Origin of the sequence: Antarctobacter sp. (genome assembly GCF_965277915.1) — a bacterium.
Lineage (GTDB): Bacteria > Pseudomonadota > Alphaproteobacteria > Rhodobacterales > Rhodobacteraceae > Antarctobacter.
This window is the reverse complement of record NZ_OZ255849.1, coordinates 1,887,019-1,905,257: the sequence shown is the minus strand read 5'-3', so window position 1 is coordinate 1,905,257 and position 18,239 is coordinate 1,887,019. Positions and strand designations below refer to the sequence as shown.

17 protein-coding genes are annotated in these 18,239 nt (G+C 64.2%); 5 read left to right on the top strand and 12 right to left on the bottom strand.

Annotated features, from left to right (window positions below; genetic code table 11):
- Window positions 1–144: 144 nt before the first annotated feature.
- The 4 genes from ACQY5B_RS10210 to ACQY5B_RS10195 all read right to left on the bottom strand — a co-directional run bounded on the left by ACQY5B_RS10210 (window position 145) and on the right by ACQY5B_RS10195 (window position 4,550).
- Window positions 145–603, bottom strand: coding sequence for a RidA family protein (locus ACQY5B_RS10210; RefSeq protein WP_420325357.1), 459 nt, complete (start codon window positions 601–603; stop codon window positions 145–147).
- Window positions 600–2,507: a TRAP transporter permease gene (locus tag ACQY5B_RS10205; protein ID WP_420325358.1), complete on the bottom strand. Its 1,908-nt coding sequence runs from the start codon at window positions 2,505–2,507 to the stop codon at window positions 600–602. Before ACQY5B_RS10205 ends, ACQY5B_RS10210 begins: the two co-directional genes overlap by 4 nt.
- Window positions 2,508–2,510: 3 nt before the next feature.
- Complete coding sequence (locus ACQY5B_RS10200) at window positions 2,511–3,524, bottom strand: TAXI family TRAP transporter solute-binding subunit (protein ID WP_305968692.1); 1,014 nt, start codon at window positions 3,522–3,524, stop codon at window positions 2,511–2,513.
- Window positions 3,525–3,647: 123 nt separating this feature from the next.
- The gene (locus ACQY5B_RS10195; RefSeq protein ID WP_305968691.1) at window positions 3,648–4,550 is read right to left on the bottom strand and encodes a LysR family transcriptional regulator; all 903 of its coding nucleotides are present in this window, start codon (window positions 4,548–4,550) and stop codon (window positions 3,648–3,650) included.
- A gap of 100 nt (window positions 4,551–4,650) precedes the next feature.
- Between ACQY5B_RS10195 and ACQY5B_RS10190 the strand changes: the two genes are divergently transcribed.
- On the top strand, window positions 4,651–5,637 hold the full coding sequence (locus ACQY5B_RS10190) for a membrane dipeptidase (protein WP_420325359.1): 987 nt from the start codon (window positions 4,651–4,653) through the stop codon (window positions 5,635–5,637).
- Window positions 5,634–6,194, top strand: coding sequence for a HutD/Ves family protein (locus tag ACQY5B_RS10185; RefSeq protein ID WP_420325360.1), 561 nt, complete (start codon window positions 5,634–5,636; stop codon window positions 6,192–6,194). Before ACQY5B_RS10190 ends, ACQY5B_RS10185 begins: the two co-directional genes overlap by 4 nt.
- A gap of 92 nt (window positions 6,195–6,286) precedes the next feature.
- On the opposite strand, the gene ACQY5B_RS10180 is transcribed toward ACQY5B_RS10185, so the two are convergent.
- From ACQY5B_RS10180 to ACQY5B_RS10165, 4 genes are read right to left on the bottom strand one after another with little or no spacing between them, the layout of a single operon-like run.
- The gene (locus tag ACQY5B_RS10180; RefSeq protein WP_420325361.1) at window positions 6,287–6,532 is read right to left on the bottom strand and encodes a DUF2798 domain-containing protein; all 246 of its coding nucleotides are present in this window, start codon (window positions 6,530–6,532) and stop codon (window positions 6,287–6,289) included.
- Window position 6,533: 1 nt separating this feature from the next.
- Window positions 6,534–7,073: an NADPH-dependent FMN reductase gene (locus ACQY5B_RS10175; protein ID WP_420325362.1), complete on the bottom strand. Its 540-nt coding sequence runs from the start codon at window positions 7,071–7,073 to the stop codon at window positions 6,534–6,536.
- A 20-nt stretch (window positions 7,074–7,093) separates the two neighbouring features.
- Window positions 7,094–7,339, bottom strand: a complete 246-nt coding sequence (locus tag ACQY5B_RS10170) for a hypothetical protein (RefSeq protein ID WP_420325363.1) — start codon at window positions 7,337–7,339, stop codon at window positions 7,094–7,096.
- A gap of 59 nt (window positions 7,340–7,398) precedes the next feature.
- Window positions 7,399–8,265 carry a pirin family protein gene (locus tag ACQY5B_RS10165; RefSeq protein WP_420325364.1) on the bottom strand — a complete coding sequence of 289 codons (867 nt, stop codon included), beginning with the start codon at window positions 8,263–8,265 and terminating at the stop codon, window positions 7,399–7,401.
- Between the two features lie 117 nt (window positions 8,266–8,382).
- On the opposite strand from ACQY5B_RS10165, the gene ACQY5B_RS10160 reads away from it, so the two are divergent.
- Both ACQY5B_RS10160 and ACQY5B_RS10155 read left to right on the top strand, forming a co-directional pair.
- Window positions 8,383–9,294 carry a LysR substrate-binding domain-containing protein gene (locus ACQY5B_RS10160; protein ID WP_420325365.1) on the top strand — a complete coding sequence of 304 codons (912 nt, stop codon included), beginning with the start codon at window positions 8,383–8,385 and terminating at the stop codon, window positions 9,292–9,294.
- A gap of 138 nt (window positions 9,295–9,432) precedes the next feature.
- Entirely contained in the window at window positions 9,433–11,679 is a 2,247-nt protein-coding gene (locus tag ACQY5B_RS10155) for a molybdopterin-dependent oxidoreductase (protein ID WP_420325366.1), read from the top strand.
- 114 nt (window positions 11,680–11,793) lie between these two features.
- Here ACQY5B_RS10155 and ACQY5B_RS10150 read toward each other — a convergent pair whose 3' ends face one another.
- From ACQY5B_RS10150 to ACQY5B_RS10135, 4 genes are read right to left on the bottom strand one after another with little or no spacing between them, the layout of a single operon-like run.
- The gene (locus ACQY5B_RS10150) at window positions 11,794–13,242 is read right to left on the bottom strand and encodes an ABC transporter ATP-binding protein (RefSeq protein ID WP_420325367.1); all 1,449 of its coding nucleotides are present in this window, start codon (window positions 13,240–13,242) and stop codon (window positions 11,794–11,796) included.
- On the bottom strand, window positions 13,239–14,015 hold the full coding sequence (locus ACQY5B_RS10145; RefSeq protein WP_420325368.1) for an ABC transporter permease: 777 nt from the start codon (window positions 14,013–14,015) through the stop codon (window positions 13,239–13,241). The genes ACQY5B_RS10150 and ACQY5B_RS10145 overlap by 4 nt, the downstream gene beginning before the upstream one ends.
- Window positions 14,012–14,956, bottom strand: coding sequence for an ABC transporter permease (locus ACQY5B_RS10140; protein WP_420325369.1), 945 nt, complete (start codon window positions 14,954–14,956; stop codon window positions 14,012–14,014). Before ACQY5B_RS10140 ends, ACQY5B_RS10145 begins: the two co-directional genes overlap by 4 nt.
- Entirely contained in the window at window positions 14,953–16,446 is a 1,494-nt protein-coding gene (locus ACQY5B_RS10135; RefSeq protein WP_420325370.1) for an ABC transporter substrate-binding protein, read from the bottom strand. Before ACQY5B_RS10135 ends, ACQY5B_RS10140 begins: the two co-directional genes overlap by 4 nt.
- Window positions 16,447–16,942: 496 nt before the next feature.
- Between ACQY5B_RS10135 and ACQY5B_RS10130 the strand changes: the two genes are divergently transcribed.
- Window positions 16,943–18,133, top strand: a complete 1,191-nt coding sequence (locus ACQY5B_RS10130) for a benzoate/H(+) symporter BenE family transporter (protein WP_305968678.1) — start codon at window positions 16,943–16,945, stop codon at window positions 18,131–18,133.
- Window positions 18,134–18,239 lie beyond the last annotated feature (106 nt).

Genomic DNA, 18,239 nt, shown 5'->3' with positions numbered 1-18,239 from the left:
CCGAAATCACGCCGCCCATGCACGAAGGGTCGAAACGTCAGCGTCAGTACCATTGCGGCCGTCGTCGAAGTTCGCAGGCGCGCTTTCGGCGCGTGATCCCGTCAACCCATCAAGTGCAGGCGGCTGCCACTGGAAAATCGACTATTAGGCGCTCGGCTCGGCAGATTTGAGAGCAACTGTCGCCTCCAGCATCACCGGCGCGTTTCGCGGCAGGCGGCTCACGCCGAGCACGGTCCTCGGGTGCCGCCCCGCGGGGCCCAGCGATGCAATGATCCTCTCGGATGCGGCATCGGCCACGGTGGAGATGTCGAAACCGTCATCCCCGACAGCAACATAGACCTGCAAGCGTAGGACGCGGTCGACCTCCTCGTCGGGAAGACGCTCCTGCGCCAGCCAGGCAAGAACCTGTCCTGCCGCAAGACGCGCACTCTCGCAGGCGGTCTCCATGTCGATCGCTTCTCCACACCGGCCTGACGCATGGATTGTCCGAGGGTCGGTCTTGGGGATCTGACTGGCCAGCAGGATGACGCGACCGTGCCGCGCCGCCATGACATATTGGTACTCGGTCCCGATTGGGTCCGGCAGGACGAGGTCTTGACTCATTGGGCAACGCTTTCTTTCATATGCAGGCTGCGACGCTGGAGGCCATAGACACCGGCCAGCAGAACAAGCCCCGTGAGCGAGGTCCATCCGCCCGGGTGCACCATCAGGATCGCCGTGCCGACCAGCCCCGCCCGTCCCACCAGTGACAGCCGCGCGCCGAACAGCCAGCCGATCACGACCGCCGACAGGGCGCCGACCGCCAGAACCGAGCGGCCCAGGGTGTAGAGCAGGTCCAACGACCCCTCAGGCGTCAGGAGGACGGTGTTCGAGACAAACATGAACGGCACGATGTAGATCGGCAGGCCGATCAGGAAGGCGGTCCAGCCCACCCGGCTGGCCTTTTCGCCGGCAATCGGCGCCGCCGCATAGGCGGCCACGGCCAGCGGTGGCGTGATCTGGCCAAGAACGGCGTAATAGAAGACGAACATATGCGCGGCCAGAGGATCGGCCCCCAGTTTCGTCAGGGCGGGCGCGACCAGCGTGGCCTGCACGATGTAGGCCGCGGTCGTCGGCATCCCCATGCCAAAGATGAAGGCCGCGATCATCGCCAGGACCAGCGCCACATCCAGCGACCCGCCGGCAAAGCCGGTGACCACCGAGCTGAACTTGAACCCAAGTCCCGAGATCTGGACGATCCCGACAATGATCCCCGCCGAGGCGCAGGCGACGGCGACCACGGCCGCACCTTCGACACCCAGTCGCACACCGGCGACCAACTGCCGCCAGCCGATAAAGGTTGAGGGCCGCAAATAGGGAACGGCGATCGCTGCCAAGACCCCGAAAAAGGCGCTGTACCCCGGCGAGTACCCCTGCAGCATCAGGGTGACCAGCAGGACGACCGGGATCAGGAAGGTCCAGCCAGAGGCCAGCACGCGACGGGTCGACCCTGCCTCTGCCTTGGCCAGCGGCTGCAGGTCCAGCTTGAGAGACGCCAGGTGCACGGCCAGCAACAAGGCGACGTAGAACAGCACGGCAGGCAAGAGAGCGGCGGCAACCACTTCGAGATAGGGAATGCCCAGGATCGCAGCCATGAGGAAAGCAGCGGCCCCCATGATCGGCGGCGTTATCTGACCCCCAGTCGAGGCGATGGCCTCGACCGCGCCTGCGAAGCGACGTGGATACCCCAGCTTGAGCATCATGGGGATCGTCATAGACCCCGTCGTGGCGACGTTGGCCACGGAACTGCCGGACATCATGCCCATGAGGCCACTGGCCACCACGGCGATCTTGGCCGGGCCGCCCCGGGTCTGTCCGGTCATGGCCCGGGTGATGGTGATGAAAAAGTCACCGCCCCCCGCGACTTGAAGAACGGCACCGAACATCACGAAAAGAAAGATGTATTCCGCCGACACGCCAAGGGCCGTGCCGAAGATGCCCTCGAAGCTGAAGTACATCTGGTCGACGAATTCGCTCAGCCCGACGCCGCCATGCGCCAGCGGACGCAGCCAGCTCACGAACCTCAACTCTGGCCCGACAAAGGCGTAAGCAATGAAGATCAGGCAGAGCCAGACAATGGCCATGCCAAGGGCGCGACGCGTCGCTTCGAGGACAACGACCAAGGCGCCCAATGCGACGAACAACTCTACTGGCGTGGCCTCTTGTGTCCAAGGTGGCCGGACCACGATCGACGGTTCGAACAGGACCGCGTAGCCAAGCGAAACCACTGCCAACACACCGAGGATCACATCGACAATGACCCCTGCCCTGTGTCGGGCAGCGGGCATCAGCAGCAGTATCACGATGACCGCCATCAAGGCATGGGCGGCCCGCAATACCAGGTTCGGCGCCAGCCAGAACGGCGAGGCCGCGGCAAGGTGAAATGCAATCATGATCAGGGCCAGGGCGGTGACTGCACCGTTCCTGTAGCCTTTCCCCTGAATCTGCTCTGCCGCGACCTCCGTCATGTGTCAGGCTCCCAGCGACGATTCAGAGTAAGGGATACCCATCTCTTCGAAATAGGCCTTGGCGCCGGGATGCAGCGGGATGATCATGCCGCGGCCCACCGTCTCCTCGGAGATATTGCCAAGCAGCGAATGCACTGCCTTGAAGTCGTCGAGGTTTTCCCAAAGCTGCTTGACGATGGCATAGGCCGTGTCGTCCGGCATGTCCGCAGACGCGAAGAGGATGGTGTTGGTCCCCACCGTATCGGCCGGAACATCCTGCCCTTCGAACAGTCCTGCGGGCAAGGTTACGCGCTCGAACCCGGCGCCGCTGTCCGCCATGAACTTGTCCAGAACCGCCGAGTCGAAGGACAGCGCACGCATCTTGCGCACGGTTTCGTTCTGCATGACCGTCGGATGCGGCCAGAGCGAAAGCCACATCACCGCGTCCAGCTGGCCATTGCGCAGCGCCTCGTGCGACTCGCTCCAGCTGAGCGGGTGCAGCTTGCCACCATCTGCCTCGATATCGTCCGTGGTCATGCCGGCGGCAGCCAGCAGGTTTTCGAAGGCCAGCCACGAGGTCTGTCCCGGCTGGCCGGCGCTGACCTGCTTGCCACGCAGATCGTCGAGCGAGCGGATGTCGCTGTCGGCATCCACCCAGATCTGGATGGCACTCTGCATGATGTTCATCAGCCCGCGTGCGTTTTGCACCGGACGGTCCGGAGTGGCCGGATCGCGGCCTTCCCAGGCGTCCAGGGCATTGTTTGCCGAGGTGATGCCAAGATCCGCCTTGCCATCCCGCACCCGCAGGAGGTTCGGGCCAGAGCCGCCGGGCTGCACATCGATGATCGACGAGGGGAAGACCCGGGACAGGATGTCGGCCACACCTGTGCCGACGATGCCAAACACACCGCCCGAAGGACCGCCCCCGATGGTCAGGAAGTCCGGCGCCTGGGCAACAGACAGTCGCGGCATCGCGGCAACAGGCAGCGCGGCGGCAGCCGTGGCAAGCAATCTGCGGCGGGTGAGTGTGTCGGTCATTTTGGTCTCCATCATCACAAGCACGGCATCGTCCGTGCGGCCGTAGGTATTGGCCACAGGAGACGCGGAGGCGCAGTTTCAATCAATTAAAAACTTATGTCTCAAACTTCAGATTCATTGAAGTCAGTTCGGAATGATCCTCTCTTCGCGCTTCGCGCGGTCGATACCTTCGATCACCGCCTTTTCAAAGGCGCTGGCGACCGGGACCATTTCAGACTGGGCACGGGTCATGATTTCGACGTGTCGGCGTGCTGTCGGATCGGCCAAGGGGACAAAGACCAAACCGGGACCCAGCCCTTCGATCGCGAGACGTGGCAGAACCGTCACGCCGACACCTGCCCGGACCATGCCCAGAACAGAAGCCGTATTGCGGATTCGCAGGTTTGCCGCCTCGTCTATGGCCCGGAAGGCGGCATTTTCGATCACGTCCCCGGAAGCGTTCGAGATGACGGGGACCCTGGCCAGATCCTCCCAGGACAATGGCGCCGTGGAGGCGGCCAGAGGATGATCGACCGCGCAGATCACGCCGAACGGTTCCGAAAACAGGACGACGCGTCTCAGCGCACCGGTCGGGCCCCGGCCGGATCCGATGCCGATGTCGATGCGGCCAAGTTCGACCTCTCGCTGAACGGTGCCGGAATCCATGTCGCGCACCTGGATCACCACGTCCGGCCGATCGTGCACGAAACTTTGCACCACGTCCGGCAGGATCGCCGTCGTCACCGAAGGAACCGCTCCAACCCTGACAATTCCACTGCGGGCCTGCGTCATCTGCACGATGGACTCGATGCATCGGTCGAATTGCGCTGTCCCGGCGCGCGCCTCTGTCAGGACCAATTGTCCCAGCGTCGTGAGGCGGTTCTTGCGGTCGCTTTCGAACAGCGGCGCTCCCAGATGATCCGTCAGTTGCTTGAGCGACATGGACACCGCCGAGGGCGTGCGCCCCAACCGGTTCGCCGCGTCATTCAGGTTGCCATGCTCCGCGACGGCGACAAAACAGCGGAGCATTTCGATCTTGATGGCCATAGTGATTCAACGATTCTTAAGTTGGGTTCAAATATTTGAGTGTGACTGAAGTCACCCTGGCGCGCCATAGTTGCATGACCTTTGCAGACTAGAGAGTTCCATGCCCCAGACTTACCGGATCGACTGCCTCCAATACGCCAATTGGTCTCCGAAAATCTTCGACCAGATGCGAAAAGGCGGTCTGGACGCAGTGCATGTCACCATTGCCTACCACGAGGATTTCCGCGCCACGGCCGCGAATGTCGCGGACTGGAACCTGCGTTTTCAGCGGCACAAGGACATGATTTTCAAGGGACGGACCGGGGATGATGTACGACGGGCCCGGGAAACCGGACGCACCGCGATCTTCCTTGGCCTTCAGACCCCTGCCCCCATCGAGGCCGACATCGGACTTGTCGAGGTCCTCCATGACCTGGGCGTGCGGTTCATGCAGCTCAGCTACAACAACCAGTCACTGCTTGCGACGGGTTGCTACGAAGCCGACGACCCCGGCATCACGCGGATGGGGCGGCAGGTCATCAAGGAAATGAACAGGACCGGGCTGGTGGTGGACATGTCGCATTCCGCCGACCGCTCGACACTGGAGGCAATCGAGATCTCGGACCGGCCCATTGCGATCACCCATGCCAACCCCTCGGCCTGGCACCCCGCCAAGCGCAATAAGTCCGACGATGTGCTGCGCGCGTTGGCGCAAAGCGGCGGCATGCTGGGCTTTTCGCTCTATCCCCATCACCTGAAGGACGGCAGCGACTGCAAGCTGGACGACTTCTGCGAAATGGTGGCGCGCACAGCAGACCTGATGGGCCCTGACCGCATCGGAATCGGCAGTGACCTCTGCCAGGATCAACCGGACAGCGTGGTGGAATGGATGCGCGTGGGTCGCTGGACCCGCGAAATGGACTATGGCGAAGGATCGGCCTCTGCCGCCGGCTTCCCGCCGCAACCGGACTGGTTCCGGGACAACCGGGACTTTTCCAACCTTGAATCGGGCCTGCGCCGCGTCGGTTTCTCGGAAGAAGACGTATCCGGTATCATAGGCGGAAACTGGCTCCGTTTCTACGACGAGAGTTTCGGACCTGTCACATGAACCACGCATGTCGGTTCATCGGTCCCGAGGATTGGACGGACATGGCATGGCGCAACGGAGGCGGCACCACCTCCGAGATTTGCGCGGAGATGCGCGATGGCACTCTGCTCTGGCGACTGAGTACAGCCATCGTCGATCGGGATGGACCTTATTCGGTCTTTCCCGGTCTGACACGCATCAGCACAGTAATCGAAGGCCAGGGCACGAGGATCGCGAAAGCTGGCACGGATGATTGGCACGAGATTGCCCCCCTCGTCCCGACCCGCATCGACGGAAACCGGCCAATCGACGGGCGCCTGGTGAACGGCCCGGTCCGTTACCTGAACCTGTTCTTTGACCCTGCGCGTCTTGGGGGACAGGTCTCGGTCATTCGGCTGAATGGCAGCGTGAGGTCAGAGAATGCGCCCAGTGCGATTTTCTGTGTCGCAGGAAGATGTGCAATCGCCACATCACCAAGGTTCTCGATCAATGCCAAGACCCTGGCCAGGGACATTGCGGCGAAAACGCTCCTCACCGGAGACGCAACCCTGCTGTCTGTGGTTCTGTACCCCACCTGAACTTTGACCACAGGGCCAATCAAGTGTTCGCAGCCCGAATGGGGCCGGAACACAAGGTCGGAAGGGATCCCCGCCCCCTCCGACCTTCATTGTCATGGCCATGTACCCGCGGCCTTGTCTGCCAGTGTGCTCGCCAGGACGCGCAGTCCGCCTCCAAACAGCATGTCCAGCGAAAAGGCGATTGGCAGGGCAATCAGGATGCTCGATCCCCAGACTTGCAGCCATTTCCAGGAGAGGCCGAACTCCAGCCAGCTGAAGACCCCCGATAGCGCCGCGGACATGAACAACGACATGACCAGCGATCCGACGATCCGTTGAAGGCGCTCAGGATTTCGCATGTCAGGCAACCTCCAGCACAGCGAGGGCCTTTGCCGCGGCGGTCAGCTCGTTCAAAGCGTTCCGCTCAGTGACGCGCCCTGTCGCGGTATCAAACAACTCATGGAAACTGGGCACGGAAACGGCCGCCTTCAGGTCCACACCAAAGAACCGGGCAGAGCCCTTGGCCGAGGCCAGCACGCTGGCCGCGCCACCGGGCCCCGGAGAGGTCGAAAGGAAGACGGTGGGCTTGTCCTGAAATACTTTCTGATCGATCCGACTGGCCCAGTCGAAGAGGTTCTTGTAGGCGGCGGAATAGGATCCATTGTGTTCGGCAAAGGAAACAATCACGCCGTCAGCGGACCCGATCTTGTCGAAGAACGCCTTGGCGGCCGGGGGATGGCCGATCTCTTTCTCCAGATCTGCGCTGAAGATCGGCAGCTCGTACTCTCTCAGATCCAGGACTTCGACCTCGGCCCCCGGGACAAGTGTTGCGGTGAAATGCGCCAGCGCCTTGTTGATGGACTCTTTGGAGTTGCTGGCACCGAATGCGATGATTTTCATGGGTGGTCTCCCGTCTGTATTCAAAGGTTCCAATGTTTGGCTCGGTCGAGGCGGCATCCGCCCTGCGTTTCCAGCACAGGGCAAACACCGCCTCCCCGGACTTGCCGGTATTGGTCAGGGACCTTGGCAAGGGTCAGCCCGACGACATTGTGCTTGAGCTCGGCGACCGAATAGTCGCGGACGCCAGTCATCAGTCCTACCAGGTGGTCAACAAGAACGAGCGCGGTGTTGTGCTGCGTCATCGGTTCGGGGTTGGAATAGGTCATTGGAATTTCCTTTTCTTAGGGGTGGTGGATGGGAGTTCTGTTCCGCAGGACGCTGCGGTTCAGTCGATGGAGCCAAGCTTTCCGGCCGCGTGGGCGGCGATCACCGCGTCCAGCTGCTCGGCATCGCGCATCGCGAAAGGCCCCTTTTGAACGAAGGGTTCGCGCAAGGGTGTCCCTCCAAGCAACACGGCCTGGCCGCCTTTGTCGCTCAGCAGGAGGATCTCCTCGGCACCATGGCTGGCCAGCGCCGTATCGCCGCTCAACCGATGACGGGTGCCGTCAAGCTCGACCTCGACCTCGCCGCGGATGAGATGCAGCCAAGTGGCCTCTCCGGGATCGGCGCGATGGGTGAAATTACCGCCCGCCGGCAAGACGATATCGAGGATGGTCAGGGGCAAGGCGGGCGGGATGGCCCCAGTGACGCCGTTGCTCTGGCCGGTCATCACCCGCACCCGGTGGTCCGGTCCTTCGATCAGCGGCATCTGGGTCGCGGGCACATGGCGCGCGTCAGGCGCCTGCAGCTTTTGCGCGGCCGGCAGGTTGACGAAGATCTGCAACGCATGTGTCCGCGATCCCGGCGTCGGCGCCTCGTCATGCACCGCACCTCTGGCCGCCTTCAGCCAGTAGAGATCGCCCGGCGCCAGGTCGATGTCGTTGCCCAGCGAGTCCCGGTTGCGAAAGCTGCCGGTGCTGTCCTCGAACAGCACGCTGACCGCGGACAGCCCGGCATGGGCATGCGCCGCAAATGTTGGCTGGGTCATGGTGAAATGATCGACCATGATCATCGGATCCATCAGCCCGTCGAGCTGGCGGTGAATGAAGCTGAGTGCCTCGAACCCCGTGCCCCGGGTCATCTTCTCCCCATGCTGAACCGCGGTGATCGCGGTGCCGGGGTCCTTGTCGTGAACTTTGTGTTGCAAGGTCATGTTTGCCTCCTTTGCTGAACATGAACCTACAAACGGGACACGAACCCGAAAATCCGTTGATTTCGGAACCCTTCGTTCTGTATTTGGAACGAGAATAACTGCGGAGAAGGTCGGGCAATGGATCTCAACCAAGCCTACTACCTTGTGCATGTCGTCGAGAAACAGGGCTTCTCAGCCGCGGCACGGACGCTCGGCATTCCCAAGTCACGGATCAGCCGACAGGTTAAGACCCTCGAAGAGGCTCTTGGCACGCGCCTGTTGAACCGGGATTCACGGCACATGTCCCTCACGGAAGCGGGAGAGGCTTATTACCGGCATGCCAGGATGGCGCTGGACTGCATGGCAGCCGCCGAAGCGGCGGTGCGCAAGGGCAAGGACGCCCTCGAAGGCACCGTCACCCTGTCCTGTTCGGTCGGTGTCGCGCAGTTCGCGCTCAGTCACATCCTGCCGCGTTTCCTGGCCGAGAATCCGCGCGTCGTTCTGCGGCTCCAGGCCTCGAACGACTATGCCGACATGATCGGCGATGGCATCGACCTCGCCATTCGCGGCCATGTCACGCTGCTGCCGGACTCCGGCCTGATCCAGCGACGTATCACGGATGTCCCCTGGCACCTGTTCGGCGCCCCGGATCTTGCTCACGAGATCGGAACCGGAGCAGCGCCGACAGACTTGCAGGGTCAGCCGGGTCTTGCGCTGGGGTGGCGCCCCGGTGGCAACTCATGGTCGCTGCAAGGACCGGGCGGCAGCACCGCCTCGATTCCATACGCCGCGCGGATGCGCAGCGATGACATGGTCTCGTTGAAGCAGGCGGCCGCGGCGGGGCTCGGCGTGGTGGCCCTGCCGGCCTATGTCTGCGCCGAGGATGTTTCGGCAGGACGGTTGAGCCGCCTTCTTCCGGACTGGACCGCCGGGTTGCCGGAGATCAGCCTGCTGATGCACGAACGGCGGGGCAACCCGCCACAGGTGGACGCACTCGCCGCCTTTCTTCGCCGCGAATTGCCCAACGCAATGAGCGGTACCGGAAGCTGAAAAAGGTGACTGCGACAAGAGCGTCACGAGACCGGGTGCAGACGTCCCCGCGGATGTGGCAAGATGCCGGGAATCCTCACCCGCGTCATGTCTACAGGCAGCGCGGGCAGAGAGCTTGCACCCGTATGGAGAAGGCACATGGCCGATAAATCCCCCTCATCGACAAAGGTGACCTCCAGCCATTGGGGCGCGTTCGAGGTGGACGTGGAGGGCGACCGGATCGTCGCGACCAGAGGGTTTGCCAAGGATCCGCACCCCTCGCGCATCCCCGACATTCTCCCGTCGGCTGTCCATCACAAGACCCGCGTCGCGCGCCCCTCGATCCGGCGTGGATGGTTGGCGGCGCGGGAACGTGGCGGACGGGGCGAACAGGAGTTTGTCGAACTGCCCTGGGACGAAGCGCTGGACATCGCGGCAGCAGAGATCGACCGCGTGCGCCACCACCACGGCAACGAGGCAATTTTCGGTGGCTCCTACGGGTGGGGATCGGCCGGTCGCTTTCACCATGCCCAAAGCCAGGTGCACAGGTTCCTGAATTGCATCGGAGGGTATGTCGCCTCCTTTGGCAGTTACTCGACCGGATGTGCACAATCCATCATGCCGCATGTGCTGGGCGTGAACTTCCTTCAGTTGCTTTACGAGCACCAGGACGGATGGCAGACGATCCACGACAACACCGAGACCCTGGTGATGTTCGGCGGCATCAACCCGAAGAATTCTCAGGTCAGCATGGGCGGCATCACCGAGCACGAGACTGCCGGCTGGTTCGATCGTATTGCGGCCAAGGGCACGCGATGCATCAACATTGGCCCGCAACGCACGGACGCGCCGGATGGCTGTGAATGGATGCCCGTCCGGCCCGGGTCGGATACCGCACTGATGCTGGCGCTGGCCTATGTGCTCGAAGCAGACGGCCTGGTCGATCGCGGCTTCCTGGCAAGCCACACGGTTGGCTACAACAGGTTCCGGCCCTACCTGTTGGGCGAAACTGACAGCGTGCCCAAGACGCCTGACTGGGCGTCGCCCCTGTGTGGCGTGGGCGCCGACACGATCCGCGCGCTCGCGCGCCGCATGGCCTCGACCCGGACGCTGATCACCGTGGCCTGGTCGCTGCAGCGCGCCGAACATGGCGAGCAGCCCTACTGGATGTCGGTTGTCCTTGCGGCGATGCTTGGCCAGATCGGCCTGCCGGGCGGTGGCGTCGGCTATGGCTACGGAGCAATCGGCGGCGTGGGCAAATCGCTCGTTGGGCTGCGCGGCATGACCTTCCCGCAACTGTCGAACCCGGTCGAGGAAACGATCCCGGTGGCGCGTATCGGCGACATGCTCCGCAATCCCGGGCGCCCCTACGAGTTCGACGGCCAACGCAGGACATACCCCGATGTCCGGCTGATCTACTGGGCCGGGGGCAATCCCTACCATCATCACCAGGATCTCAACGCCTTGCACGAGGCATGGCAGCGGCCCGAGACGATCATCGTCAACGATCCGTGGTGGACGGCGACCGCCAAGCGCGCCGACATCGTCTTTCCCGCCACGACCCCCTACGAACGCGAGGATATCGGTCGCACCAACTTGGACGACTACCTGTTTCATATGCCCCGGCTGATCCCGCCCGTGGGTCAGGCCCGCGACGACTACGACATCTTCAGCGGCCTCGCGGAACGCTGTGGCGTGGGTGACCAGTTCACCGAAGGTCGCAGTGCCGAAGAATGGATCGAAAAGCTCTACGCGGGATACCGGGAAGCGGCGGCGCATGTCGGTATCGACGTGCCCGAGCTGGATACCCTGCGAGAGCGCAACTGGATAAAGCTGCCAATCAAAGCCGAAGGACCGAACCGCACGTTCTTTGCGCCTTTCCGCGAGGACCCCGAGGCGTTCCGTCTGGGCACTCCGTCCGGGCGGATCGAGATATTCTCGGACGCCATAGACAGCTTCGGCTACGACGATTGCCCCGGACATCCGGTCTGGTTGCCGCCGTCGGAATGGCTGGGCAGCGCCACCGCGGCGACGCCCCTGCACCTGGTTTCTCCCCAGCCGGGCGACAAGCTTCACAGCCAGCTTGAGTCCGCGCTTGCCGATGTCGAAGAAGCACGGCCCGAGACCCTCGTCATCCATCCCGACGACGCAGCGACTCGCGAAATCAGCACCGGCGACCTGCTGCGGGTCTACAACGCGCGGGGCGCCTGCCGCGCCCGGGCGTCGGTATCGCGCGACATCAATCCGGGCGTCGTGGCCCTGCCGACAGGGGCATGGTTCGGCGACCCGGGCGGCAACATCGACCCCGATGGCAACCCCAATGTCCTGACCTTGGACAAGGGCACCTCTCGGCTTGGCCAGGGATGCAGCGCCCATACCGCCCTGGTGCAGGTTGCGCGGCTTTGAACAGGCCAAAGTTGAACTGAGAACAAGCCCCGGCGCGGTCAACACCGCCGGGATAATTACTTTGGAACAGAGAAGAGAGAGGGGCCGGCATGACCCGTCCTCTCCCTCCCCGGCCTAGGATCGCGCGCGGCGGCCCGCCCCAATGCCAGTTGCGCTGGCCACTTCGTCCGGCGCGGTTTCCAGCGACAAGGCGATCTGACGGTCGGTTGCCTTGGCGATCAGCCCAGGGTCGTGACTGACCAGCAGCACCGCAATCCCCTTGGTCCTTGCAAGATCGGTCAAGAGGCGCATGACCTGCTGTTGCGTCAGAGGATCGAGGCGAGAGGTCGGCTCGTCTGCGAAGAGCAACACCGGATCCAGCAACAGCGCGCGAACGATGGACAGGCGTTGCAGCTCACCGCCCGAGACCGCATCGGGGCGGCGATCCAGCAGGGCCGGTTCAAGCCGCAGCTGTTCCAGCAAGGGGGTCAGCCGGTCGCCAGGGATCCGGTGCAAGGAAATGAGATCTTTCAGCGCCCTGCCAAGCGAGAGCTTGGGCGCAAAGGCCGCCGGAGGATCCTGCCACAGCTTCTGAAACCTCTCGCGCGCCAGGCCGGCTCCGCGCAGGACAGTGCCCGCCGCAGGCGCCGTGATGCCAAGCAACGTGTCCCCAAGCGACGATTTCCCGACGCCGGACGGGCCACAGAGACCGACGACTTCGCCGGCACGCAGCGACAGGTCCAGCCCGTCGATCAATCGGCGTCCGCCGCGCGCCACCGACAGCCCCCGTGCCGTCAGAACCGGCGCACCGGCCTGTGCCGCGGGTTTGTCCGGCCAGTTGCGCGGCTGGGCCGCGACAAGTTCGGCGGTGTAGGACTCCGAGGGGCACCGCAGCACCTGTGCGGCCGGGCCGCGTTCCACGAGGCGCCCGTTGCGCAACACCAGGATCTCGCCGCCAAGCGCCTCGGCCAGGTCAAGGTCATGGGTGATCGTCAGCAGCGCCCCGCCATCCCGCGTCACGCTTTTCAACCGCCGGGCAACCTCGTCCCGGCGGGCGATGTCGAGACCCTTGGTCGGTTCATCGGCCACGACGATCCTTGCGCCACCGGCCCGCGCGGCGGCAATGGCCAGGCGCTGCGCCATGCCGCCCGACAGTTCAAAGGGGTAGCAGTCTGCCGCCTCGCCGAGATCCAGCGCCGCCAGATCCGCCTGCGCCGCAGCCTCCGGGTTCTCCTGTCCGGTGACAAGGGCATGGACCTCTGCCACCTGCTGCCGCGCCCGCATCAGGGGATCGAGCGCGCGCCAGGGTTCCTGTGGCAGGACGGAAATCACCTTGCCCCAGAGACCGGCCAGCGCCTGCGGATCGTCGAGGGCCACGTCCTGCCCGGCAATGCGCAGCCCTCCCGAGGCGCTCAAGTCTTTGGGCAAGGTGCCCAGGATTGCCTGCGCAAACAGGCTTTTGCCCGATCCTGTTTCCCCGATCAGGGTCACGCATTGCCCCGGTTCGATCGCCAGCGAGATCGGCGCAACCATTGTCCCCTGCCCCGAGGTGACGGTCAGGGCCTCTGCATGCAGCACTGTCATGCTTTTGCTCCTCCGGCTATCAGGGTCAGGGCCAGCAAGGTGGCCAGGGTCGCAATCACAGGCTGCAGCAACGCCCAGGGCGCCTCGCGCCAGTAGGGCAGCAGTTCGACCATCATCAACCCCAGTTCAGGGGTCGGCGCACGGACGCCGACAGAGACGAAGCCAAGCGCGGCAATGCCCATGACGACGGCGGCAAAGGTCAGCGCAAAGGTCGCGCGCAGGACCGGGGCCAGTTCGGGCCAGAGGTGCGTGCGGAAAATGTAGAGGGGACCAAAGCCCAACAATTGCGCCGCCTCGACCGCCGGCGAGGCGATCTGCGACCGGATCGTGGCACGGGTCAGGCGAAAGATCTCGACCCATAGCGTTGCCGACAGACCTGCCCAGAACGCCAGCGGCTGGTTCGGCAGGATCAGCCCCGCGATCAGCACAATCAGAAGCGCCGGCAAGGCCACCACGGAATCCGCGAAGAGCACCAGCGCCCTGTCGATCCAGCCTCCGCGCCAGCTTGCCAGAGCGCCAAGGGCAACACCGATCAGCGCCGTCGTGACCAACGTCACCAGGGCAATCGACAAGGACAGCCGCAGCGCCGCAGCCATCCGCGCCGACATGGACCGCCCCAGGTGGTCGTAGCCCAGCCATCCGTCCGCCGAAGGTGGCTGTAGCGATTTCATCAGGCTCTGGCTGACCGGATCCGCACCGCTGATCAGGGGCAGACCAAAGGCAAAGCTCAGAACGGCAGCAAAAATGACCGTCCCCGCAAGGCGCCCCGTCATCGCGTCGCCTCCCTTGGGTCCAGCAGCCGTGCGGCGACATCGGCCAATGCATTGACCAGGACAAATGCCAGCCCCATGACCAACGCAGTGCCCTGCACCATCGGCACGTCGCGGTGAAACACCGCGTGCACAAGCGCGTGTCCGATCCCCGGCCAGCCAAAGATCGTCTCGACCACGACAACGCCTTCCATCAGGGCGACGAATTGCGCGGCGATCAGCGTCAGCACCGGAACCGCGACATGGCGCAGGCCGTGGCGTCGGACCACCTGGGCCTCGGTCAGGCCTTTCCAGCGGGCAAACCGCCACCAGTCAGAGCCGCGCGCCTGAACCACCGCCTCGCGGGTGATCCGCGTGGTATTGGCCGCCAGTCCCAGCGCAAGCGTCAGTCCGGGCAGGATCATGTGGCGCAACTCTCCGTGTCCGGCGGCGGGCAAGAGACCCATGCCGATGGAAACCGCGACGATCAGCACCAGACCCAGCAGGAATTGCGGCGTCGCCTTGAAGACCGAGGCCATCAATACCGTGGCCCGGTCCAGGACGCTGCCGGGGCGCAGGCCGGCGAGCAGGCCCAGGGGCGGGCCGATCACCAGCGACAGGACAATCGCGATCCCCGCAAGCTGTGCCGTGGCCCCGAACTGATGCGCGATCTCGGCACTGACGGCCTCTCCGGTCACAAGCGACCGGCCCAGATCGCCGCGGAACAGGCCCGCGATCCAATCGAAGAAGGCCGACAGGCCCGAAGGATCGCCGATCTGCGCCCGCACCAGTTCGGCGTTTTCAGCGGTGACATTGTCATAGCCGAACCGGGCCGCGGCGATGCGAAAGATCATGTCTCCGGGCAAGGCGCGCATCATCAGGAAACTCAGGACACCGACAAGGATGGCCACCAGCCCCGCCTGGGCCAGACGCCAGCCCAAAGGCCTTGCAAGTGTCGCGATCATTGCGACCAACCGACTTGCGACAGGCCAAGGGTGCGTTCGAACGGATCGACCACCACGCCGGTCACCTTGTCCGAGACGGTCATGGTCAACTGGTACCAGGCAATCGGCAAGACCGGCAGTTCGGCATGCAGCGTCGCGACCAGCCGGTCGCGTGTCCCTTCGTCTGCCGATCCGGCGGCAAGCGCCTTGACCCCTGCGGTAAATGCCTCGTTCGACCAGCCCATCGCACCCCAGTCGCCGCCCGGCGCATAGTCCTGCAACAGCGTTCCGACCGGATCGGGCACCAAGGCAAAGTTGCGCGCGAATAGGGCCGTCGACAGGGAACCATCCCCATGTTTCGCCGGGATTTCCGAGAAGTTGGTGGAGTTGATCACAGGCCGGGCGCCGATCGCGGCGAACTGCTGTTCCAGGACGGCGGCGACAAGCGGCAGTTCGGGACGGTCGGGATAGGTCAGGATCTCGATTTCCATTCGTTTGCCGTCCCTTTGCAGGATGCCGTCGGCATCCGGGGTCCAACCGGCCTCGGCCAGGACCGTCCTTGCGGCCTCGGGATCATAGGCCAGCGGGGGCAGTTCAGGATCATGCCAATCGGCCATGCCCGGCGGAAACATCTGCGTGGCCCCTTCGGGGAACCGCAGCACCGCGCGGGCAATGCCGGCCCGGTCGATCGCCAGGCTCAGACCTTTGCGTGTTTCCACGTCAAAGACAGCGCCATTGACCTTCAGCATCAGAACCCGCGGGATCGGAACAGAGATCACGGACAGGCCGGCGGCACGGTTCAGGCGGGTGACAGAGGCCGGATCAAGTGTCAGCGTGATGTCGGCATCCCCGCTTTCGGCCATCAGGGCGCGGGTCTCGGACCGGCTGATCCCGTGGTAGACCGCATCGGCGATCACCGGCGCCTGCCCCCAATAATCGGCAAAAGCCGCCACCGTCATCTTGTTCGGCGGAGCATAGTCCGTCACGCGATAAGGCCCGGTGCCGATGGCGCCGGTCACGCTGCCATCCTCGGCGATCGCGGCGGGCGCGATGATGGCCGAACGATACTCGGCCAGCATGGACGGCAGCATTGCAAAAGGTTCGCTCAGCGTGATCTGGACGGTCATGTCGTCGAGCGGCGCGATCTCGTGGATCGGCGCCTTGGCAAGCAAGCCGCCATTGCCACGCGACCGTTCCAGCGACTGCGCGACCGCCGCTGCATCCATCTTGCTGCCGTCATGAAAGGACACCCCGTCCCGCAGGACAAAGCGCCAGGACAGCCCATCCTCGGCCACGGTCCAGGACGTCGCCAAACCGGGCAACAGCGCCCCGGTGGCATCGGCATCCACCAGTGTTTCGGTCACGTCCATCTTGATGAGGATATTGCCCGATTGCACCGGATCCGGCCCTTTCAGCTCAAAGGGTGCGACCACGTCGAGCACCCCTTCGGTCGCAAGGGCGGGCAAGACGGCGCCGGACATGAACAAGGCAAGGGAGAGAGTTCGGAACATTGACGTCTCCTGTTGATTGACTGAGGTCCCGGGATATCGACACCGCAAGACCCGGAACTGGCGAAGGGCAAAGGCGTCAGCTTCCCGCCTCGCTGATTGCGGCTTTTAATACGTTATAACATCACAATCGCAAGCCCAATTTCGCAGCGACCAGATCTTCCAGTGCAATGCAGTCCCTGCCGGGAAACGCGTGCCGGAGTAGCGCAGGGAAGGGCCTCGCCGCTGAGACAAACCGCCTCCAACAAAGGCCCGCCGGATCGAAGGCCAAGGGACCGGCACCTCGGCGGAGAGACGCTGCGGAATCGAGGACCCGACCATCCGGCCCTGAAAGACACGCACCAACATGGAGTGAGTCGCCCGCACCAATAAGGGCCATTTCCATTGGCACGAAGGCAGTTCGGCGCGGAAACGACATGCATCCGGATAGGACTGATCTGGCGGATCGCTTCGTCCTCCGTCAAGTAAGGGACCGAGTCAGGCAGCAGTGGACCGTTTCATGATCAAGGACTTTTCGTTTTCGGCACTCAACATGGGCGTGTTGGCTGCCTTCGTCGGCTACGCGGCCTCTTTTGCGATCGTTCTGGCCGGGCTGACGGCGATGGGCGCCTCGGACACCCAGGCGGCCACGGGCCTGTTCTTTGCCACCATCGGCATGGGGATCTGCAGCATCTGGTTGCCGATTGTCACCCGCACCCCCGCCGCCGTGGCATGGTCGACGCCCGGGGCCGCATTCCTGGCCGCCACGACCATGCTCGCCGGAGGCTTCGGCGAGGCGGTGGGCGCCCTGATCATCTGCGCCGCGCTGATCGTGCTGACAGGTATCGTTCCCAGCCTGGGCCGCGCTGTCGCCGCGATCCCCAAGCCGATCGCGAGCGCGCTGCTGGCCGGGGTTCTCCTGAAGCTCTGCCTTGCCCCCGCGCTTGCGATCGGGAACATGCCTCTTCTGGTCCTGCCGATCGTCGTGGCCTGGGTCGCGGGCCTGGCCTGGAACCGCATGGCCGCGATGCCCCTGGCTGTGGTCGTCTTCGTTCTGGTACTCTTGCTGTCGGTCGACCCATCGGCGCGTCCCGACGCAGCGCCTGTCAGCTGGGGTCCCGTCCTCGATATCGTTCCGCCCAGCTTCTCTCTGCAATCGGCGATCTCGGTGGCCTTGCCGCTCTATCTGATCACGATGGCCGGGCAGAACATTCCGGGGTTCGCGGTGCTCGAGCTGAACGGCTATGGCGTCAATCGCCCCTTCCTGCTGCGGAGCACCGGCATCGTCAGCCTGCTCATCGCCCCCTTCGGCGCGATCCCGGTCAACATGTCCGCGATCACCGCCTCGATGATGGCCGGAGAGGACGCCGGACACGACCCGGCGGGTCGGTACTGGTCCGCCATCGTCTCGGGCGTCTGCTATGTCGCCCTTGCCTTTGCCGCGACAGCGATCACCGCGCTGGCCAGCCTGGCCCCGACAGAGGTCATCACGGCCGTTGCCGGGCTGGCGCTGATCCCGGCCTTTGTCGCCGCGACAACCGCCGCGTTTGCCCGCGCGGACCAGCTGGAGGCCCCTGCCCTGACCTTCCTGATCGCCGGAAGCGGGATGTCCCTGCTGGGGATCAGCGGCGCGTTCTGGGGTGTTCTTGCGGGCGTGGCAATCTGGGGCCTGAAGGCGCTGGTCAATCGGGAACAGACCACCCGAGAGTGATCGCTTGATCCCCAGGCATCAACGGCTTGATCGAAGATGGCGCCGGCGGCTGCTTCTCATGCCTCGATCTCGCGGCAGCAAGCCAGCGCAACGGCGGTCGGCGCGC